Origin of the sequence: Tenacibaculum sp. E3R01, assembly GCF_003318185.1 — a bacterium.
GTDB lineage: Bacteria > Bacteroidota > Bacteroidia > Flavobacteriales > Flavobacteriaceae > Polaribacter > Polaribacter halocynthiae.
The window spans coordinates 19519-40297 of sequence record NZ_QOCC01000007.1 but is presented as its reverse complement, the minus strand read 5'-3'; the positions used below and the strand labels follow the sequence as shown (position 1 = coordinate 40297).

At 29.8% G+C, this 20779-nt stretch carries 16 protein-coding genes; 8 read left to right on the top strand and 8 right to left on the bottom strand.

From position 1 onward, the window contains the following. Window positions 1-36 precede the first annotated feature (36 nt). The 3 genes from DS884_RS00295 to DS884_RS00285 all read right to left on the bottom strand — a co-directional run bounded on the left by DS884_RS00295 (window position 37) and on the right by DS884_RS00285 (window position 7131). Window positions 37-4806, bottom strand: coding sequence for an excinuclease ABC subunit UvrA (locus DS884_RS00295; RefSeq protein WP_113785338.1), 4770 nt, complete (start codon window positions 4804-4806; stop codon window positions 37-39). A 149-nt stretch (window positions 4807-4955) separates the two neighbouring features. Next, the gene (locus DS884_RS00290) at window positions 4956-6251 is read right to left on the bottom strand and encodes an MFS transporter (RefSeq protein WP_093870865.1); all 1296 of its coding nucleotides are present in this window, start codon (window positions 6249-6251) and stop codon (window positions 4956-4958) included. A gap of 70 nt (window positions 6252-6321) precedes the next feature. Next, complete coding sequence (locus tag DS884_RS00285) at window positions 6322-7131, bottom strand: M48 family metallopeptidase (RefSeq protein WP_093870864.1); 810 nt, start codon at window positions 7129-7131, stop codon at window positions 6322-6324. 123 nt (window positions 7132-7254) lie between these two features. On the opposite strand from DS884_RS00285, the gene DS884_RS00280 reads away from it, so the two are divergent. The 7 genes from DS884_RS00280 (at window position 7255) to folD (ending at window position 12782) form a co-directional block, all read left to right on the top strand. Further along, window positions 7255-8127 (top strand): alpha/beta hydrolase, encoded by an 873-nt coding sequence (locus DS884_RS00280; RefSeq protein WP_113785337.1) that lies wholly within the window; start codon window positions 7255-7257, stop codon window positions 8125-8127. Continuing rightward, on the top strand, window positions 8124-8585 hold the full coding sequence (gene msrB, locus DS884_RS00275) for a peptide-methionine (R)-S-oxide reductase MsrB (protein ID WP_113785336.1): 462 nt from the start codon (window positions 8124-8126) through the stop codon (window positions 8583-8585). The genes DS884_RS00280 and msrB overlap by 4 nt, the downstream gene beginning before the upstream one ends. A 53-nt stretch (window positions 8586-8638) precedes the next feature. Further along, on the top strand, window positions 8639-9193 hold the full coding sequence (locus DS884_RS00270; protein ID WP_113785335.1) for a DUF1572 family protein: 555 nt from the start codon (window positions 8639-8641) through the stop codon (window positions 9191-9193). A gap of 18 nt (window positions 9194-9211) precedes the next feature. Beyond that, entirely contained in the window at window positions 9212-9748 is a 537-nt protein-coding gene (locus tag DS884_RS00265) for a GNAT family N-acetyltransferase (protein WP_113785334.1), read from the top strand. Window positions 9749-9794: 46 nt separating this feature from the next. After that, complete coding sequence (locus DS884_RS00260; protein WP_113785333.1) at window positions 9795-10409, top strand: hypothetical protein; 615 nt, start codon at window positions 9795-9797, stop codon at window positions 10407-10409. A 74-nt stretch (window positions 10410-10483) separates the two neighbouring features. Next, the gene (gene ffh, locus DS884_RS00255) at window positions 10484-11812 is read left to right on the top strand and encodes a signal recognition particle protein (RefSeq protein ID WP_093870858.1); all 1329 of its coding nucleotides are present in this window, start codon (window positions 10484-10486) and stop codon (window positions 11810-11812) included. A 91-nt stretch (window positions 11813-11903) separates the two neighbouring features. After that, window positions 11904-12782, top strand: coding sequence for a bifunctional methylenetetrahydrofolate dehydrogenase/methenyltetrahydrofolate cyclohydrolase FolD (gene folD / locus DS884_RS00250; protein ID WP_093870857.1), 879 nt, complete (start codon window positions 11904-11906; stop codon window positions 12780-12782). A gap of 79 nt (window positions 12783-12861) precedes the next feature. On the opposite strand, the gene DS884_RS00245 is transcribed toward folD, so the two are convergent. Further along, window positions 12862-15501, bottom strand: a complete 2640-nt coding sequence (locus DS884_RS00245; protein ID WP_113785332.1) for a valine--tRNA ligase — start codon at window positions 15499-15501, stop codon at window positions 12862-12864. A 173-nt stretch (window positions 15502-15674) separates the two neighbouring features. Here DS884_RS00245 and DS884_RS00240 point away from each other — a divergent pair, with 173 nt between their 5' ends. Then, complete coding sequence (locus tag DS884_RS00240; RefSeq protein ID WP_093870855.1) at window positions 15675-16088, top strand: DUF1573 domain-containing protein; 414 nt, start codon at window positions 15675-15677, stop codon at window positions 16086-16088. Window positions 16089-16465: 377 nt separating this feature from the next. Here DS884_RS00240 and DS884_RS00235 read toward each other — a convergent pair whose 3' ends face one another. Genes DS884_RS00235 through DS884_RS00220 form a run of 4 tightly spaced genes read right to left on the bottom strand, consistent with a single transcriptional unit; the run spans window position 16466 to window position 20778 of the window. Continuing rightward, complete coding sequence (locus DS884_RS00235; RefSeq protein WP_113785331.1) at window positions 16466-17578, bottom strand: efflux RND transporter periplasmic adaptor subunit; 1113 nt, start codon at window positions 17576-17578, stop codon at window positions 16466-16468. Window positions 17579-17593: 15 nt separating this feature from the next. Next, window positions 17594-18835, bottom strand: a complete 1242-nt coding sequence (locus DS884_RS00230) for an ABC transporter permease (protein ID WP_113785330.1) — start codon at window positions 18833-18835, stop codon at window positions 17594-17596. A 2-nt stretch (window positions 18836-18837) separates the two neighbouring features. Next, window positions 18838-20067 carry an ABC transporter permease gene (locus tag DS884_RS00225; RefSeq protein ID WP_113785329.1) on the bottom strand — a complete coding sequence of 410 codons (1230 nt, stop codon included), beginning with the start codon at window positions 20065-20067 and terminating at the stop codon, window positions 18838-18840. A 3-nt stretch (window positions 20068-20070) separates the two neighbouring features. Further along, the gene (locus DS884_RS00220; protein WP_113785328.1) at window positions 20071-20778 is read right to left on the bottom strand and encodes an ABC transporter ATP-binding protein; all 708 of its coding nucleotides are present in this window, start codon (window positions 20776-20778) and stop codon (window positions 20071-20073) included. Window position 20779: the final 1 nt, after the last annotated feature.

Here is a 20779-nt window from a genome sequence, read left to right as displayed (position 1 = left end):
GTAACTTACTTAAATACTAATAGTTTAAAAAAAATATTAATCGATCACTATCCCTCCTTTTTCTCCACTACCAGGCCCTAATTTAATTACTTTATCCGCAGAATTAATTAGAGTTTTATTATGTTCAATAAATAATACGGTATCTCCATTATTAATTAACGATTGAAAAACACTTATTAATTGTAAATTATCAAAATAATGAAGGCCAGTACTTGGCTCATCAAAAAGATATAAGGTTTTCCCTTTCTTTTTTTGCATCATAGATACTCCTAGTTTTAACCGTTGAGATTCTCCACCTGATAATGTATTTCCAGATTGCCCTAAAACTATATGCCCTACTCCTACTTTCTTCAAAATATGTAATTGCTTCAAAATAATTTCTTCAGTTTTAAAGAAATCGATCGCTTCAACTACAGTCATTTTTAACACTTCACCAATTGAATGCTCTTTATACTTACATGCTAGAATAGTATGATTGTAACGTAAACCTTTACAAGTATCGCATAGAAACCATATATCACTCATAAAATCCATACTGGTTTTTACCTTACCATGCCCAGCGCAAGTTTCACATTTTCCTTTTTTACTTTGATAAGAGAAATCTGCTTTTTTTAACCCCTCTTTTTTAGCCAACTCAGTACTTGAATATATCTTTTTTAAACTCTCAATTATCCCAGTGTATACTACTGGGGTACCTAATCTATTTTGCACCAGAATTTCCTGATCAATTAATAATACATCGTCAAATTGATTTAACCCATGTAACGAATAACAATTAACTGGTTTCTTTTTCAACCAAGAGTTAAATAATACCTCTTTAACTAGACTAGATTTTCCACTTCCAGAAACACCAGTAAGTGCTATTACCTGTCCTGAATAAAATTTTACATCTATTTTTTTAAGATTATTAGCAAAAGCTCCTTTTATTTCAAAAGGCTTACCTTTTTCATTAAATACTTTTTCTATAATATTTTCATCTAACTCAAATAACCTTCTAGTAATTGATTGCTTTACTTTATTAATACCATTAATCTTTCCTTGATATATTATTTCACCTCCAAATCTACCTGCTTCTGGTCCCATTTCTATAATATAATCCGTTTTTTTAATGAATGAAATATCATGTTCTACAACTACAACAGTATTTCCATTGGCTACAATTTTTTTTAATACTCTTGATAAAACTGTAACTTGCTTATCATCTAGTCCTATTGTTGGTTCATCCAACACATAAGTTACTCCATATAAATGGCTCGATAATTGACCTGCTAAAGTAATACGTTGACGCTCTCCTCCTGAAAGTGTTGTTACCGATCTATCTAAACTTAAATAACCCAATCCTAAATCTATAATAGTTCTTAACGATTTTTTTACAGTTGGTAAAACTACTTTACTAATTTCCAGTATAACCTTATCAAGATTAGAAGGTATACTTTCAATCAATTCATAACAAGATACGATGCTCTGTTTTGATATTTCATAAATATTTTTACCTTGGAATTTTACATGCAATAATTCATTTTTTAACCGACTTCCTTTACATGTATAACATTCAACTTCATGTAATAAATCTTCTAAATTTTTCTTGTTTTTATTATGAATTTTTCTTTGGTATTCACTATCAATATAATTGCATAACCCTAACCATTTAGCATTTAATTCTTGCGTTCCTGATCTTGATTTAGTTTTAAAGTTCCATGTAAGACTCCACATCTCTTCCCCTGTTCCATAAAGAATTACATTCTTAATCTCTGCATCCAAATCTTCCCAAGGAAGTTGTAAATTCCATTTATTTTGTTTGGCAACTTCATTAAGAATTGCCATATACTGACCATTTACATCCGAATAATAAGCTATAGCTTTATTGATAGAAATTGCTCCTTCAAATATTGATTTTTCAGGAAAAACAATTATTTCGTCTGGATTACATTTCAGTTTCATACCAATTCCTTCACAACTTTGACACGCTCCTAAATAATGATTAAAAGAAAAGTGTTGAGCTGTAAATATTTTATTTTCATACTGAGCAATTCTAGAATACAATAACCTAAAAGCGTCATAAATACCAGACAAGGTTCCAACAGTAGATCTCTTTGTAGTCCCCCCTCTTCTATTTACTCCAATTGCTGGACCTAAACCTGAAAAAGATTCCAACTCAGCATTACTATTTTGTTTTAAAAAACTTCTATTATATGTAGACAATGATTCCGTAAATCGAGCATTTGATTCAGCAAGTAATGTATCATATACCAAAGATGACTTTCCACTTCCAGAAACTCCAGTTACAACAGTTAACTGATTTTTAGGAATACGAACATCTATATTTTTAAGTCCGTTAGTTGTTACACCTTTCAATACTATATCATTAGAAATAATCGTTTCTTCTATTTGATTATTGATTGTATTATAACGTGATTCCTCATTACGATTTGGAATACCTTGATGAAGAATGTTCCCACCATTAACACCTCCAATAGGTCCTAATTCAATATGCCAATCACTAACACTTATAATTGTTTGATTTTGTTCAACACAAACTATAGTATTCCCCTTGTTCTGAATAGCTTTAAATAAATTAAGAAGTGATTCAATATCATCTTGATGTAAACCAATACTTGGCTCAATTATAACATATAATGTATTACCTGTATCTTTTTTCTGTAACTGATTTGCAATTTTAATACGCTGAGCCTCTCCTCCAGAAAGAGTTGTTGATGAATGTCCTAAAGTTAAATATCCAAGCCCAATTTCTTTTAGTGTTTCAAGTCCTTGAGTTATCTTTTTATCGCCTACAAAAAATTTTAAAGCATCGTTAACCGATAACCTATAAATATCGGCAATTGATAATCCATTATATGTTACTTGAAGTGTTTCTTTATTAAATCGATCTCCATTACAGGTACCACATATTAAATCAATAGTACCTAAAAAATGCATACCTATTTGCGTTTTTCCAGCACCTTGACAAACTTCACACCTTCCCCCTTTGTTATTAAATGAAAAACGAGATTTGGTAAATCCTAATAATTTTGATTCAGACTGCTTTGCATAGATATCACGAATATGATCAGAGAGGCCTAAATAAGTAGCTGGATTACTTCGTGGTGTTTTTCCTATTGGAGTATGATCAATATAAACTAGTTTATCAATACTCTCAATATTTTTATAGCTTTCTAGTTTTGGTAATTTTTGAATTTTATTCTCTAACTTTTCTTCAATAACTTTGATTAATGTTTCTTTTACTAAACTAGCTTTTCCAGAGCCTGACTTACCACTAACAACATTCAATTTCCCAAATTGAAACTTAACATCTATATGCTTTAAATTTCTTTCATAACACCCTATAAGATGCATAAAATCTGTTCTAGTTTTTTTCTTTGAATCTACCTGTAAATAATTCTTATTTATAGCTCTGAATGTTGGGCTAACATCTTTTAATGTTTTCTGCTTTATAAATTCTAAAAATGAACCATTAAAAACAAGTTTACCACCATTAACTCCAGCTTTGGGTCCAAGCTCTATAATATGATCAGCACTTGTAATTGTATTTAAATTATGTTCTACTACAATAACTGTATTTCCTTTTTTTACCAATTGTTTAAAATGGTAAATCAACCTTTCATTTTCTTCTTTGTGTAATCCAATTGAAGGCTCATCAAAAATATAAAGAACATTACTCAATGGGGTTAACATTTGATTTACTACACGAATACGTTGAATTTCACTTGAACGAAGTGAAAACGTGGAACGATCAATAGTTAAATGTCCCAATCCTAAATCTTCCAATAAACTAACTTGAGATTCAATTTTTTTTATAATTTCAGTAGCAATATCACCCCAAGAATTAGTCTTTATCCATGATTTAAGCTCAGTCAATTCTAAAGTAACAATTTCTGCTATTGACTTTCCATGAACACGTACATTTAAAGCCGTTTTATTTAATCGATTACCATTACAATCCTCACAAATTACAGCATGTACATATTTAAGAATATTAGCATTTCTATCTCTTTTTAAAATATCCGACATAATCGGAATCATTCCTTTGTAATAACCTTCTTCACGAGGTTTAGCCTTGATACCTGTCCATTTTAAACGAGACTCGAGGCTATGCTTTCCAAAAGGTACTTTTATTTTAGTACTACCATATAAAATAACATCTTGCTGTTTTTTTGTTAATTCATTCCATGGAATATCGACATTAAACCCTTCAGAATTGCATACATGGTTAAGTACATCAATCGTTACTTGAGAGTACATAATATACCCATTTGGTAATGTTGGAGCTAATGCACCTTCTCTAATTGTTCTTTTTGGAAAAGTAATTAAGCTATTTAAATCGATTTGTTCCTCTTTTCCTATTCCGTTGCAACGTTTACACTTTCCAACTTCAGAATTAAACGAAAAAAGAGCACGAGACAATACAACATTTTCAGTTCCAATACCAGTTCTTGCAAATAACAACCGTAACAAATCATAAATATCTGATATAGTACCTACTGTAGAACGTGCATGCATTCCTGCAGTTTGCTGTCCAATAAAAATAACAGGAGAAAGTCCTTCTATTTCATCTACATCAGGTCTTTTCAACTTTCCTAAAAACTGCCTTGCAAAAGATGGTAATGTTTCAAAGTACCTACGTTGACCTTCTTTAGCTATTATTTCAGAAATTAGACTTGATTTACCTGACCCAGATACTCCACTAACCACAATAAATTTGTTATGTGGAATTCTCAATGAAATATTTTTCAGATTATTTGTTCTAGCTCCTTTAATTATTATTTCAGAAGGTGCAATTGAATTCATAAAAAAATGAAATAAGTTGTATTAACTACGAATCAAACTCTCTTATATATTATAAAGGAGTTTGATTACTTAAAAAAATAGATTTTATCAAAATAAAGTATACTACGGTAACCGACTATACCTTAAAAAACCATTAAATATATGTACTATTATGAAACGTACTTCGTTTTCTTTAAAGTGCTTAAAATAATAAATGACGCTAAGAAGAAAACAGCTAAACACAATACACTCCATTGCATTGAATTTGTTTTTGCATATAAGAATCCATAAACAAACGTACCTAACACAATTGCTATTTTTTCAGTAACATCATAAAAACTAAAATAAGTAGCATGATCTTCAGTTTCAGGTAATAATTTAGAATATGTAGAACGTGTTAATGATTGAATTGCTCCTTGTACCAATCCTAATAAACCACCTAACCCATAAAAATAGAGTCCTACATTTTCTTGATTTTTATCTAGTAAAAAAGCACAAAAACAAACAAGAGTCCATATTCCTAAAGTTACTTTTAAAGCTTTTATGTTCCCCCATTTTTCAGATAAACGAGAAAACAATGCAGCACCTGCAATAGCAACAATTTGCACTAATAAAATTGTAATAATCATATTGGTTGGTTCAAGTCCTAATTCAGTAGAGCCAAAAATTGCCGCCATTAAAATAATAGTTTGTACACCAATACTTAATAAAAAAAATGAAATTAAAAAACGTTTTAATGTTGGGTACTGTTTTACTTCTTTTAACACGTTTTGTAATTCTTTAAAACCTTTCCATATATAATCCTTTTCAGGTTTTTTATTATAAATATCATCTGGTAAACGTTTAAAAGTTATTTGTGCAAAACCTAGCCACCATAAACCAACCATTACAAATGATATACGAGAAGCCATACCTGAAGTAATTCCAAATAAATCTGGCATTTGAATTAATACTAAGTTTATTATCAATAGTATAACAGAACCTATATACCCATAAATAAATCCTTTTGCACTAGCTCTATCTTGCTGTTCAGGCAATGCTACTTCAGGTAAATATGCATTGTAAAAAACCAAACTAGCCCAAAAACCAATACTTGCCAAAATTGTAAAAACTATACCTACCCAAACAGTATCTATACTATCAAAAAAATATAAGCTCATTACTGATAACGATCCCATCCAACAGAAAAATTTCATAAACTTTTTCTTACTTCCTGTATAATCTGCAATACCTGATAAAATAGGAGAAATAAATGCTACAACTAAAAATGAAAAAGACAACGCATAACTATATAAACTATCTGGATGTTCCCAATCAATTCCTAAAAAACGAACTGACTTACCATCTGTAACTGCACTATAATACAACGGAAAAACTGCTGTACTTATTACTAATGAATATACTGAGTTTGCCCAGTCGTAAAAAGCCCAAGCATTAATTAATTTCTTATTACCTATTTTATACATAATTTATTAAATAAAAAAACCGTTCGATTAAACGAACGGTTTGCAATATAGTATATTTAAAAATTATATCTTACTTTTTGGCTGGCACATTATATTTTGCTGCTAGTCTTGTAGCTTCAGGTAAATATGCTCTTAATGTTTGTATACGACTTTCATTTGAAGGGTGAGTGCTTAAAAATTCTGGTTGTGATTTTTTTGATCCAGCACGTTGACTCATACGAACCCATACTTCAGCTGCTTCTTCTCCTTTATACCCAGCCATAATCATAAATACCAATCCTAATTTATCAGCTTCATTTTCATGTGTTCTACTAAAAGATAGCATTCCTACTTGTGAGCCTATACCGTATGCCATATTCCAAAGTTGAGAATTTTTACTATTCCTAGTACCTAAGGCAACAGCAATACCACCTAATTGTTGTCCGTAAGCACTTGTCATACGCTCTTGACCATGCTTTGCAAAGGCATGTGCTACTTCATGCCCCATTACTGCGGCTACACCATTCTCATTATCACATATTGGCATAATTCCAGTATAAAAAACAACTTTTCCTCCTGGTAAGCACCAAGCGTTTACAGTTTTATCATCTACTAAATTAAATTCCCATTTATATGAATTTGCCTCAGCTGTCATTCCATTAGCACGCATAAACCTATCAACTGCTGCTGATATTTTTTTTCCAACTCTTTTTATTTGATTAGATTTCGCAACATCTTTAGATAATTTATTTTTTTCTAAAAAACCTTTATACTGTGCAAAACTAGCTGGTAAAACTTGTGAGTCTCCAACAATATTTAAACGTTTTCTACCTGTAATTGGTACTGTACTGCACTCTACTAACATAGTAGCTACAAAAACTAAAGCTAATATTTTTTTCATTACTATTTGATTTTGTTCTGGTTTTATAAATTATGACACAAAATAAGAGGATATGTCACAAAATATAATCAAAATTATATCTTTAAATTTACAAATTCTATCTTTAGCATAAAAATTATCTTAATGAATTTTATAAGTACTCGTAAAAATCCTAAAAGCATAAAAATCCCGAAGAGTATAACACTTTTAGCAAACTTTTTACAAGCATTATCTACTAATTTAGTTACTAAATTTGGTTCTAAATTATTTATTACTCCAATTAACTTTTCTGTTCCTGAAAGAGAAAAAGCACTTTATAAAAGTGCTCAGAAAAAGAACATAACAATTAAAACTATTAACAAAGAAATAGAAGTATTATCATATGGCTATTCAAAAAAGAAAGTTTTATTTGTTCATGGTTGGGCTGGTAGAAGTACTCAATTATTTATGACAGCTGATAAATTATTAGAAAAAGGCTATATGTTTATTTCTTTTGATGGTCCGGCACATGGGAAGTCTTCAGGAAAAACAACCTCTATGCCTGAATTTCTAGAAGCAATTAAACAAATAGATGAAGAACTAGGTCCTTTTGAAGTAGTAATTGGCCATTCATTTGGAGGTTTATGTTTGTATAATGCTGTTTCTGATGGTTTATCTGTAAAAAAATTAGTAACAATAGGTGCTGCAGATAAAATTTCTGATGTTCTTTTAAATTTCACAAAAAGCTTAAAAATAAAACCTTTAATCGCTAAAAAAATAAAACAACTATACGATAAACAATGGGGTAAAAATATTGATGACCATTCTTCAAGTGTTGTTGCCAAAAACATACAAATACCAACTTTAATAATTCATGATAGTTTTGATGGTGATGTAAATGTAAGTTGTGCTTTAAACATACGTCAAAATATAAAAAAAGGAGAACTTTTAATTACTAAAGGTTTAGGACATACTAAAATTTTACGTGATAAAAATGTTACTTCTAAAATTATAGATTTCATTCAAAACAACTCATGAAAAACTACATTTTAATAATAATTATTAGTCTTTTTTTTAATTTTACTGGTAAAGCTCAAAACAAAAAATATAAAGTTTCAAAGCCTAATAGTGAATGGAAAAAACTATTAACTCCAAAACAATATTATGTTTTAAGAGAAGCGGGTACTGAAAGACCATCTTCTAGCCCCTTGAATAAAAATTATAAAAAAGGAACCTATGTGTGTGCTGCTTGTAAAACACCTTTATATAAATCTGAACATAAATATGATTCTCGCTCAGGTTGGCCTTCTTTTGATAGAGCTATAAAAGAAAATGTAGAATTAGATGTTGATTATAAAATTGGATATGCTCGTACTGAACTTAAATGTAATACTTGTGGAGGGCATTTAGGGCACTCTTTTAATGATGGTCCTAGTGAAACTACGGGGAAACGTCATTGCATTAACGGGGTTGCCTTAGAGTTTATTCTTCAATAATAGCTCTCATAAAAAATGACTACTTTAGAAATAAAATAAACTAGTTATCTTTTATGAGAAATTCTTATTTAGAAAGCGTTATAAAACAAATTACTTATTATAAAAGTTTAGGTGATAAAACCTTTTGCCAATTAACCAAAGAACAGCTTTTTTTCCAACAAAATAATGAAAGTAATTCAATAGTTATTATTGTTAAACATATTGCTGGAAATATGTTATCACGATGGACCAATATTTTTACTGAAGATGGCGAAAAATCGTGGAGAAATAGAGATGATGAATTTGTTAATACCTTTACTTCTAAAGAAGCTATGATTGCATATTGGGAAAAAGGATGGAATACTTTTTCAAATACATTAAATTCTCTTAATGAAAAAGATTTAGAACGTATTATTTATATCAGAAATCAAGGACATACAGTTACTGAAGCTATTAATAGACAAATTTGTCACTATCCATATCACATTGGTCAAATTGTATTTTTAGGTAAAATGCTCCAAAATGAAAATTGGGAATCATTGTCTATTCCTAAAAACTCATCAAAGCAGTATAATCAAGAAAAGTTTAACATAGAAAAATCAAGAAAACATTTTACGGACGATTTATAAAATCTATATTTTTGCTTTATGAAAAATTATCTATTTACTTCAAAGCGTTTAGGTTTTAGAAATTGGAAACTTTCAGATATTGACAATTTATTCGAAATAAATTCGAATATTGAAGTTATGAAATACTTTCCTTCAACAGTTACAAAAGAAGATTGTGAAAAGTTTATTCATAGAATGCAACAACAATATATAAAAAATAAATTTTGCTACTTTGCTGTTGAAGTAATAGATACTAAACAATTTATTGGTTTTATTGGTATTTCAGAACAAACATATGAAGCTAATTTTAATCCATCTATAGACATTGGTTGGCGATTATATCCAAAATTTTGGGGAAAAGGATATGCTACAGAAGGAGCTTTACAATGTTTAAATTACGCTTTTTTTCAATTAAAATTACCTGAAATAATCTCAGTTGCTCCCCAAATTAATACACCTTCAATTACAGTTATGGAAAGAATTGGTATGAAAAAAATAAAAAAATTTAACCACCCACTATTAAGTGCTTTTCAAGAATTAGAAAAATGTGTGTTATATAAAATAAGTAACAAATAAAGTTTTCTATCGTCAATAGGATAAATAAAGTTTTAAATTTATTCTAATGAAAAACAAAACACTTCCACAGATATTTATTATCTATTTACGTTATTTATTAGGTTTTGCGTTTGTCTATGCTAGTATTGTTAAAATACAAGGACTCAGGTTTACTTCTGAAAGTGGTGCACTGAACCCAATAAATAGTGCTTGGCATTTTTTTGAAACTATGTATCAATCTGGAATTTACTGGAAATTTTTAGGATATGGTCAATTAATAGCTGGTTTTTTATTAATGACTCAACGGTATGCTAAATTAGGCGTTATCCTTTTTCTACCAATCATTTTAAATATTTTTGTTATCACTATTTCTTACGATTTTAAAGGAACACCTATTATAACTGGGCTAATACTTGTAACTACTTTTATTTTAATTGCTTGGGATTGGAATACATTAAAAATATTAATCAATAAAACTCCAACTTTTTCAACTAAACCAAGGTTAGAAAATGATTTTATATGGTCAATAATTGGGGTAATATTTTTCTTTCTTACTATTATATCAAAACTAATTATCTCTAAAAATAGTTTTATCCTTATTTTTTTGAGCTTTCTTACTATTAGCCTTTTAGGAATGATTATTGGGTATCGAAAACAAAAAAAAATTACCAATAAAAGTTAAATTCTACTAGTTATTAACTACCTACAACCAACTAAAATTCCTATATTTGTGCTTCTAAAAAATGGAGCCGATACATGTTTAATAATTTAAGCGAAAAATTAGATAAGGCGTTACATACGCTAAAAGGACACGGAAAAATCACTGAAGTTAATGTTGCGGAAACTCTAAAAGAGGTTCGTAGAGCTTTATTAGATGCCGATGTTAATTTTAAAATAGCGAAAGAATTTACTAAAAGAGTAAAAGAAAAAGCTTTAGGTCAAGACGTTTTAACAACACTTAACCCTGGACAGTTAATGGTTAAATTAGTTAAAGATGAATTAACTGATTTGATGGGAGGTGATACTGTAGGAATTAATCTTGGAGGCTCACCAACTGTTATTTTAATGTCTGGTTTACAAGGTTCTGGTAAAACAACTTTTTCTGGTAAACTTGCTAGCTATTTAAAAACTAAGAAAGCTAAACAAGTTTTATTAGTTGGTTGTGATGTGTATCGTCCTGCGGCAATAAACCAATTACAAGTTGTTGGTGAACAAATTGGTGTTGAAGTATATGCTGAAGTAGGAAATCAAAATCCTGTTGAAATATCATTAAACGCTATTAAACATGCAAAAGCTAATAGTAAAAATGTAGTGATCATTGATACAGCTGGTCGTTTAGCTGTAGATGAAGAAATGATGACAGAGATTTCTAACATTCATAAAGCGGTTACTCCACAAGAAACTTTATTTGTTGTAGATTCCATGACTGGTCAAGATGCTGTTAATACAGCTAAAGCCTTTAATGATCTTTTAAATTTTGATGGTGTAATACTTACCAAATTAGATGGTGATACTCGTGGTGGAGCTGCATTATCTATTAAATCAGTAGTAGATAAACCAATTAAGTTTATTGGTACTGGTGAAAAAATGGATGCTATTGATGTTTTCCACCCTGATCGTATGGCCGATCGTATTTTAGGGATGGGAGATGTTATATCGTTAGTAGAACGTGCTCAAGAACAATACGATGAACAAGAAGCTAGAAAACTACAAAAGAAGATTGCTAAAAATCAATTTGGTTTTGATGACTTTTTAAGTCAAATTCAACAAATCAAAAAAATGGGTAGCATGAAAGATTTAGTAGGAATGATACCTGGAGCTGGAAAAGCTTTAAAAGATGTTGATATTGATGATGATGCTTTTAAAGGAATTGAATCTATTATACACTCCATGACTCCTTTAGAAAGAAGTACTCCAAACGTAATTAATGCTAGTCGTAAAAAACGAATTGCAAAAGGTTCCGGAACTTCTGTTCAAGAAGTCAATCAGTTAATGAAGCAGTTTAATCAAATGAGCAAAATGATGAAAATGATGCAAGGTGGTGGCGGAAGAAAAATGATGCAAATGATGAAAGGAATGAAATAAAATATAAAAAAGAGAAGCTGTAGACTTCTCTTTTTACTTTTATATAAAATTTTATAATAACAATAAACACAACACAACAACATTACACTACATGATATTACTAGACGGTAAAAAAACATCAGCAGATATTAAAGAAGAAATTGCGTTAGAAGTAGCAGAACTAAAAAAACAAGATAAAAAAGCACCTCATTTAGCTGCAGTTATTGTAGGGAGTGATGGAGCAAGCTTAACTTATGTAAATGCGAAAGTAAAAGCTTGTGAGCGTGTTGGTTTTGAATCTTCTTTAATTCGTTTACCTAAAGAAACTACAGAAGAAGAATTACTTAATGAAATTGCAATTTTAAATATAGATAAAGATATAAATGGTTTCATTGTTCAATTACCATTACCAGATCATATTGATGAGCAAAAGATATTAATGGCTATTGATCCAGAAAAAGATGTAGATGGTTTTCACCCAATGAATGTTGGTAAATTAGCATTAAATCTTCCTACTTTTATATCTGCTACTCCATTTGGAATTTTAGAGTTGTTAGAACGTTATAATATTGAAACTTCGGGTAAAGATGTTGTTGTAATTGGACGTAGTCATATTGTTGGTAGTCCAATGAGTATTTTATTAGCTCAAAAAAGAAAAGTTGGAAATGCAACTGTTACTTTAACACATAGTAGAACTAAAAACCTATCAGAAGTAACTAAAAAAGCTGATATTATTATAGCTGCCTTAGGTATTCCTGAATTTTTAAAAGGTGATATGGTAAAAAAAGGAGTAGTTATAATTGATGTAGGAATTACAAGAGTTGCTGACTCTTCAAAAAAGAATGGATTCAGATTAGTGGGTGATGTTGATTTCAATGAAATGTCAGAAAAAGCCTCTCATATTACTCCTGTACCTGGTGGTGTTGGACCAATGACCATAGCAATGCTTTTGAAAAACACCTTACTTGCTCTGTACAGACAAGAAAATTAATTTATTAAAATACATTATAAATAAAAAGACTACAATAACAAATATTGTAGTCTTTTTTTATATTTATCTAGATATTTCTTTACTGCAAACTAACCAAACTATTTTTTATAGTTTCAATTTTAGCTATAGTATCTGATTCCTTTTTTCGTTCTAAAGTAATTACTTGTTCTGGAGCATTATTTACAAATCGCTCATTAGATAATTTCTTTTGAATTCCAAACAAAAACCCTTCTGCTCTTTTTAGTTCAGCCTTTAATTTTATAATTTCAGCTTCAACATCAATATTATCTAAAGAAATTGGCACAAAATATTCATTCGACTTTACTCTAAAAGACGCTGCTCCTTCTACTTTCTCAGAAACATAACTTATCACTGATGTATTCGTTAATTTTTGAATAACCTGATCAAAATTCTGAGTATAATTTTCAGTATTAACAACTGATAATTCTATAGCTTCTTTAAATGCTATATTTTTTTCTTTCCTAATTGTTCTAATTCCTGAAACAATATTAGCTGCAAAATCAAACTCGCTTATTAATTCCTTATCAAACTCTAATACTGAAGGATATTTAGCGATAATCAAAGCCTCTTCAGGTGCTCTTTCTGCTATTGATTGCCAAATTTCTTCTGTAATAAATGGCATAAACGGATGTAAAATCTTTAAATTATCTTCAAAAATTGATATTACCTCCTTATATGTTTTAATATCAATTGGTTGCTGATATGCTGGCTTTACAATTTCAAGTAACCAACCACAAAAATCATCATATATTAATTTGTAAATAGCCATTAAAGCATCACTTAAACGATATTTACTATAATGATCTTCAATTTCAACTAATACTTGCTGAAATTTAGCTTTATACCATTCTAAACCTAATTTACTAGAGGCAGGTTGCTCAATAGTCTCAGAAACTTCCCATAAAGTTGTTAAATAAAAAGCACTCCATACCTTATTTCCTAATCCTTTACCTTGTTGACATAAAGCTTCATCAAACATTAAATCATTACCAGCTGCTGAACTCAATAACAAACCAACACGAACCCCATCTGCTCCAAAGTCTTCAATTAACTTAAGTGCATCAGGCGAATTCCCTAACGATTTAGACATTTTACGTCGTTGTTTGTCACGTACTAATCCTGTTAAATATACATTTTCAAACGGACGTTCATCCTTATACTCATATCCAGCAACAATCATTCGAGCAACCCAGAAAAATAAAATATCTGGCCCAGTTACTAAATCGTTTGTAGGATAATAATATTTAATTTCTTCATTTTCTGGGTTTCTAATTCCATCAAAAACAGACATTGGCCATAACCAAGAAGAAAACCAAGTATCTAATGCATCTTCATCTTGACGTAAATCAGATGCTAATAACGTTGTTTTTCCTGTTTTTTCTTTTGCTAAAACTAATGCTTCTTCTCTACTCTCAGCAACTACGAAATCTTCTTTTCCATCTCCGTAGAAATATGCTGGAATTTGTTGCCCCCACCATAATTGACGAGAAATATTCCAATCACGAACATTTTCCATCCAATGACGGTAAGTATTCTCAAATTTCTTAGGATATAGCTTAACATCACTATCCTCTCCTAAAACAGCTTCAATAGCTGGCTTAGCTAACTCTTCCATTTTTAAAAACCATTGATCAGATAACCTTGGTTCTATAACTGCTTTAGTTCTTTCTGATGTTCCAACCTTATTAGTATGAACTTCTATTTTCACTAAAAATCCTTTTTCTTCTAGTTCTTTAGTAACTTCTTTACGAACAACAAAACGATCTTTTCCTTCATAATGCAATCCAAAAGAATTTAAAGAAGCATCATCATTAAAAATATCAACTACTTCTAAATTATGTTTGTCTCCTAAAACCTTATCATTCTCATCATGAGCAGGAGTTACTTTTAAACATCCTGTACCAAACTCTACATCAACATATTCGTCTTCAATAATAGGAATTACTCTATTACATAATGGAACAATCGCTTTTTTCCCTTTCAAGTGAATAAAACGCTCATCATTTGGATTAATACAAATAGCCGTATCTCCAAAAATAGTTTCAGGACGCGTTGTAGCAATTGTTAATTTATCGTCAGAACCTTCAATTTTATATTCTAAATAATAAAGGTTTCCTTGTTTTTCAACGTGAATTACTTCTTCATCAGATAAAGTAGTTTTTGCTTCAGGATCCCAATTTACCATTCTGTAACCTCTATAAATTAATCCTTTATTATAAAGATCTACAAATACTTTTATTACTGATTCAGATAATGCAGGATCCATAGTAAAAGAAGTTCTTTCCCAGTCACAAGAAGCTCCTAGCTTTTTCAGTTGATCTAAAATGATTCCTCCATACTCATTTTTCCATTCCCATGCATGCTCAAGGAACTCTTCACGAGTTAAATCGTTTTTATTAATTCCTTGCTCTTTTAGTTTCGCTACAACTTTTGCTTCAGTAGCAATCGAAGCATGATCAGTTCCAGGAACCCAACATGCATTTTTTCCTTGTAAACGAGCCTTACGTATTAAAACGTCTTGAATCGTATTATTTAACATATGCCCCATATGTAATACTCCTGTGACATTAGGTGGCGGTATTACAATTGTATATGGCTCACGATCATCTACCTCAGAATGAAAATAATTATGTTTCATCCAGTATTCGTACCACTTTCCTTCTACCTCTTTAGAATTGTATTTTGATGGAATATTCATATGTTTTTACTATATTTAGCCTAATAAATATTTTTTGGCATTATTTTTGAAAATTGATTAGCAAAAATACAACTATCTGTGAGCTACAGAAAAATAGTTGCCTTTTTTTTAGTATCAAAAAATAATTATAAATTTGTAACCGGTTATATAACCCCTAAAATAAAATAAACATTATGAAAACAATTTTATCATTTGTAGCTATTTGCTTTATCACTTTAACTGTAAGTGCTCAAGAGTTTAAATTTGAAAACGAAGTGATTAACTATGGTAAAGTAGCTTTAGGATCTGAAGGTAAGCGTGTATTTGAATTCACGAATGTAGGTGATGCTCCTTTAATTATTAAAGACATTAGATCTACTTGTGGTTGTACAGTACCTAAAAAACCTGAAAAGCCAATTATGCCAGGAGAAAAAGGACAAATAGAAGTTTCTTATGACACAAATAGACCTGGAGGTTTTTCTAAACAAATTACTGTTATGTCTAACGCTAAGAAAGCTAGAACTGTATTAAAAATTAAAGGTTTTATAGCTAAAAAACTTGTTCCTACTAAAGCTAAGAGCATGGTTTCTACCGGAGGAACTGAATAAGTTATTACTTAAAATATTTAAAAAGACCGATGAATTATTCATATTCATCGGTCTTTTTGTTTTATAAAAATTGTCTTATAACGAATTAGTATTGCTTTTAAAGCTCTCTAAAATATAATGAAAATAGCCTCCAGAAATTCATATCTTCTCTTATAATTAACTTTATTATCTATCCCACTATTTATACTTCATTCATTTTTTTTATAAACATAAAAAGAGTTACCTACCAATAATAAACCTTTTCTATAGTAATAAAATGAATTGTATATAGCCAGTGCGATCAAGCTATTATTATAAACAATGATAGTTGTTTATTTGACAAAAAAAACGTTTACAAAGTAAAATTTGTAAACGTTTTTGTATTTTAATTAACTTTTTTAGTTTTTATCTTTTTTGTCTTTTGATGCTTTATTCCAAATCTTAATTTCATCATCTTTAGTTACCCCTTCTAAAACCTCAACATTAACACCATCAGAAGTTCCTAGTTTAACATTTCTTTTCTCAAACTTACCTTCACTAACTTTAATTTCTACGTAAGGCTCTTCAGTTTTTTTATCAAATTTTAATAAAGCTTCTTTTATAGATAATACACTGTCTTTTTTCTCTAAAACAATGTCAGCATTTGCACTATATCCAGCTCTAATAAAATAATCACTATCTAATGTTACGTCAGCTTTTATTTTAAACTGTACAGCTCCTCCTTCTTCAGTACCTTTAGGAGCAATAAAATTTAATTTTGCAGGGAATTTTTTATTTTCAATAGCTCCCAATGCGACTTCAATGTCAGACCCTCTTACTAATTTACCAACTTCTGATTCATCAACCTTTCCTTCAAAAATCATTTTAGTCATATCTGCAATACGAGCAATCGTCGTTCCTGCATTAAAATCATTAGTTTGTGTAACTTGGTATCCTTTTTTTACTGGAATTTCAACTATCATTCCAGATGTAGTAGCTCTAATACTTGTATTTGCTGCATTACCTAAACCAGACGTAGTTCCTTTTCTAATAATATCCATATCAGACTGAGCATTTGATAATCCTTGTTTTGCATTATTATAGCTTAACTCAGAATTTTCAAAAGCCTGACGAGAAATCACTCCTTTGTCAAATAATCTTTTATTTCTATCAAACTGAACTTTTGCATTTTCAAAAGATAATCTTGCATTTTTCACACTTCCATTTGCTCTATTCAAAGAAGCTACATTTGGAACAACTCTAACAGTTGCTATCAAATCTCCAACTTTTACTATTGCACCTTCTTCAACAAGAATTTTATCAACAATTCCTGCAATTTGAGGCTTAATTTCAACTTCTTCTAATGGAATAACCTTACCTGTTGCTACAGTTTTCTTAACAATTGTAGTTTTAAATGGCTTTTCAGTCTCATACTCTACAATATTCTTTTTGTTCTTTTTCCCGAACCAAACTAGTGCTACTACAAATAGTACTAAAACAATTCCTAAAATAATTTTTGCTCTTTTACTCATGATTTGTTGATTGATTTATTCTTCTCTTAATGCTTCTATTGGTTTAACTATTGTTGCCATGTATGCTGGTATTAATCCTATTAAAGTTCCTAATATTACTAATGTTAAAAATGCTATTAATATAATTGGAATATTTACCGTTGGATTAACTAATGTAGGATCTGGACCATGTCCAAAAGCAGAATCTATTAAAAACAAAACCAATGCTCCAAAAATGATACCTAACATACCTGCTACTGTTGTTAGAAAAACAGATTCTAAAATAATTTGTTGTCTAACACTTCGAGGGGTAGCCCCTAAAGCTCTTCTTATTCCTATTTCTTTTGTACGTTCTTTAACTGTAATTAATAATATATTTCCAATTGCAAATACCCCAGCTATTAATGTTGCAATACCTACGAACCATGTTAAAAATTGCATTCCAGTTAAAAAACCTGTAAACTTTGCTATTTCAACTCCTAAATTTACGCTTCCAAATGCTCTTTTATCATCTGGATGTACCTTGTGCAAATTTTTCAAAGTTAACAGAACATCTTTTTCTAATTGCTTAATATTTACTCCTTCATTAGCAGTAATCATCATCCAATGGATTTTATCACCCATATTATATATCTGCTGAAAGGTTGTAAAAGGTATATAAGCAGTATCATCATCAAAATTAATACTAGTAGGTCGTTTATATACCCCTATGACTTTAAAATTAATATTATTGACTTTAATATACTGACCTACTGGCCTAACATTTTTGTCAAATAATTGTTTATATATATCCTCAGAAATAACAGCTACTTTAGATTTTGAAAGAATATCATTTTCATTTAAAAATCTTCCGTAAATCAATTCCTTTTTTTGCACCTGATCTAATACAGGGTAATCACCACTTACTTGAAAGCTTCCCGATTTAAAATCTTTAATTAACTGTGCATTAGTTTGACTTCTTGGCGCTAATAGTTTTATTTCTTTAAATTCTTCTTTTAATATTTTAACATCTGTTAAAGTAGGTAAAAAGCGCCTTCCTTTTTGAAATCCTTTAAAAGGAGTGTCTGTAGATTGTGTCCATATAAAAACACTATTAGTTGCAAAATTTCCAAAGATTTTTTTGAAGTTATTTTCCATTCCTCTTGCTGCACCTAAAAGTACAACTAGTAAAAATATACCCCATAATACACCTATAATTGTAATTACAGTCCTAATTTTATTTTTACGAATACTCCCGTAAATTTCTTGCCAACTATCTGAATCAAATAAAAATTTCATAATTAATCTGCTCTTAATGCTACAATTGGTTTAATTCCTGCTGCTCTTTTAGCTGGAATGTATCCTGCAATTAAACCAGAAAGTATTAAAACAATAGTTGCTCCTATTACAATTCCTGGGCTTACACTTGGGTCTTTTATAAAATACTTCTCTAAACTATCACCTATTAAACTTAAAATATAAGTACCTAAAGACAATCCTAAATAACCTGCAATAGTTGTAATTAATACTGACTCTTGTACTACCATCCCTACGATAGATGAAGGTTTAGCTCCTAAAGCTTTTCTTATACCAAATTCTTTAGTACGCTCTTTAATAACAAAAATCATAATATTACTAATACCTATAATTCCTGCAATTAATGTACCTGATCCAACAAAAATCACAATAAAGTATAGTGCTAACATAAATGTTCCTATTCCTTTATTTGCTTCTGCCATATTACGAACCGATAATGCGCTTTGATCATCTGGATGAATTCCTAGTTTTTTACGTAAATCACGTTCTACTTTATTACCAAAAGCAATAGCTTCATCTAAACTTAGCTTTGGATTATATCCAATATTAATTTGACTTATATGATCATTATTTCCGTAAATCATTTGAGCAGTAGAAACTGGCATATAAGTTTGACGTTCTTCATTATCTCCTCCATCATCTGAAAAAATTCCAATAATTTTATATGATATACCACTAACATTTACTCTTTTACCTAATGCTGGTTTTTCTCCAAACAAATCTTGCTTTACAAGTCTACCAATAACGATAACTTTAGATTTTTCTTTAATATCTCTTTCATTAATATACCTTCCCTCATCAATAATCGTTTTTTCTAAAAATTGATGATCTGGGTGTACTGCTCTTAACCTATAATTATCAGTCTTATTTTTATATGAAATACTAACACTTTTATAAATTCGTGCTGTTAAATGTTGAATTTTATCTTCATATTCATCTTTAACATAATTAAAATCTCTGTTTTTTAATTGAATTCTTCTTCCAGTTTGTAAACCTTTATATGGTTTAGAAGTTTTCCATACTCTAACAAACATTGAGTTTTGAGCATCATCTACAAAAGCGCCTTTAAAAGAATTACTTAGACCACTTACTATTCCAAATAGAAGAGTAAATAATAAAATAGCAAACGCAATAGTAAAACCAGACATTACTGAACGTAATCTATTTTTATTAATGCTCTGAAAAATTTCTCTCCAACGATCTAAATCAAACATAACTTATATAGCTTTAGCGTTAGCATTACTCTTTACTCCTGTTAATTCATCACTTATAATTACACCATCTTTTAAACGAACAACTCTATTTGTTTGTTCAGCAACTTCTTCTTCATGAGTAATTACAAAAACGGTCATTCCTTCATCATTAATTTCTTTTAACAAATCCATTACTGAATCTGTTGTAGTTGAATCTAATGCTCCTGTAGGCTCATCTGCCAATACAACTTTTGGTTTAGTTACTAAAGCTCTTGCAATGGCAACACGCTGTTTTTGTCCTCCTGATAATTCGTTTGGTAAATGGTTAGCCCAATCTTTTAACCCTACTTTATCTAAATATTCTAAGGCAATTTTTAATCGCTCTTTTCTAGCCATTCCCTTATAATATAAAGGCAAGGCTACATTTTCTAAAGCTGTTTTGTAGGATATTAAGTTAAAAGACTGAAATACAAAGCCTAAAAATTTATTTCTTAAAATTGCAGCTTTCTTTTCATTTAAATCTTCAATTAACTGACCATTTAAATAATAGTTTCCTTCATCATGTGAATCAAGTAGTCCGACTATATTCAATAAAGTAGATTTTCCTGATCCTGATGACCCCATAATTGATACAAATTCTCCTTCTTTAATATGTAGGTCTAAGCCTTTTAAAACATGAAGAGACTCTTTACCTATTGGGTAAGACTTATGTAAATTTTCAATTCTTATCATT

Excerpts from the sequence above, each read along its gene's own strand:
- DS884_RS00285 (WP_093870864.1), bottom strand. The coding sequence starts at position 7,131 with ATGAAAAAAATATTAGCTTTAGTTTTTGTAGCTACTATGTTAGTAGAG.
- DS884_RS00245 (WP_113785332.1), bottom strand. The coding sequence starts at position 15,501 with ATGAATATTCCATCAAAATACAATTCTAAAGAGGTAGAAGGAAAGTGG.
- DS884_RS00290 (WP_093870865.1), bottom strand. The coding sequence starts at position 6,251 with ATGTATAAAATAGGTAATAAGAAATTAATTAATGCTTGGGCTTTTTAC.
- DS884_RS00265 (WP_113785334.1), top strand. The coding sequence starts at position 9,212 with ATGAAAAATTATCTATTTACTTCAAAGCGTTTAGGTTTTAGAAATTGG.
- DS884_RS00295 (WP_113785338.1), bottom strand. The coding sequence starts at position 4,806 with ATGAATTCAATTGCACCTTCTGAAATAATAATTAAAGGAGCTAGAACA.
- DS884_RS00225 (WP_113785329.1), bottom strand. The coding sequence starts at position 20,067 with ATGTTTGATTTAGATCGTTGGAGAGAAATTTTTCAGAGCATTAATAAA.
- ffh (WP_093870858.1), top strand. The coding sequence starts at position 10,484 with ATGTTTAATAATTTAAGCGAAAAATTAGATAAGGCGTTACATACGCTA.
- DS884_RS00270 (WP_113785335.1), top strand. The coding sequence starts at position 8,639 with ATGAGAAATTCTTATTTAGAAAGCGTTATAAAACAAATTACTTATTAT.
- DS884_RS00230 (WP_113785330.1), bottom strand. The coding sequence starts at position 18,835 with ATGAAATTTTTATTTGATTCAGATAGTTGGCAAGAAATTTACGGGAGT.
- DS884_RS00260 (WP_113785333.1), top strand. The coding sequence starts at position 9,795 with ATGAAAAACAAAACACTTCCACAGATATTTATTATCTATTTACGTTAT.
- DS884_RS00220 (WP_113785328.1), bottom strand. The coding sequence starts at position 20,778 with ATGATAAGAATTGAAAATTTACATAAGTCTTACCCAATAGGTAAAGAG.
- msrB (WP_113785336.1), top strand. The coding sequence starts at position 8,124 with ATGAAAAACTACATTTTAATAATAATTATTAGTCTTTTTTTTAATTTT.
- DS884_RS00235 (WP_113785331.1), bottom strand. The coding sequence starts at position 17,578 with ATGAGTAAAAGAGCAAAAATTATTTTAGGAATTGTTTTAGTACTATTT.
- DS884_RS00280 (WP_113785337.1), top strand. The coding sequence starts at position 7,255 with ATGAATTTTATAAGTACTCGTAAAAATCCTAAAAGCATAAAAATCCCG.
- DS884_RS00240 (WP_093870855.1), top strand. The coding sequence starts at position 15,675 with ATGAAAACAATTTTATCATTTGTAGCTATTTGCTTTATCACTTTAACT.
- folD (WP_093870857.1), top strand. The coding sequence starts at position 11,904 with ATGATATTACTAGACGGTAAAAAAACATCAGCAGATATTAAAGAAGAA.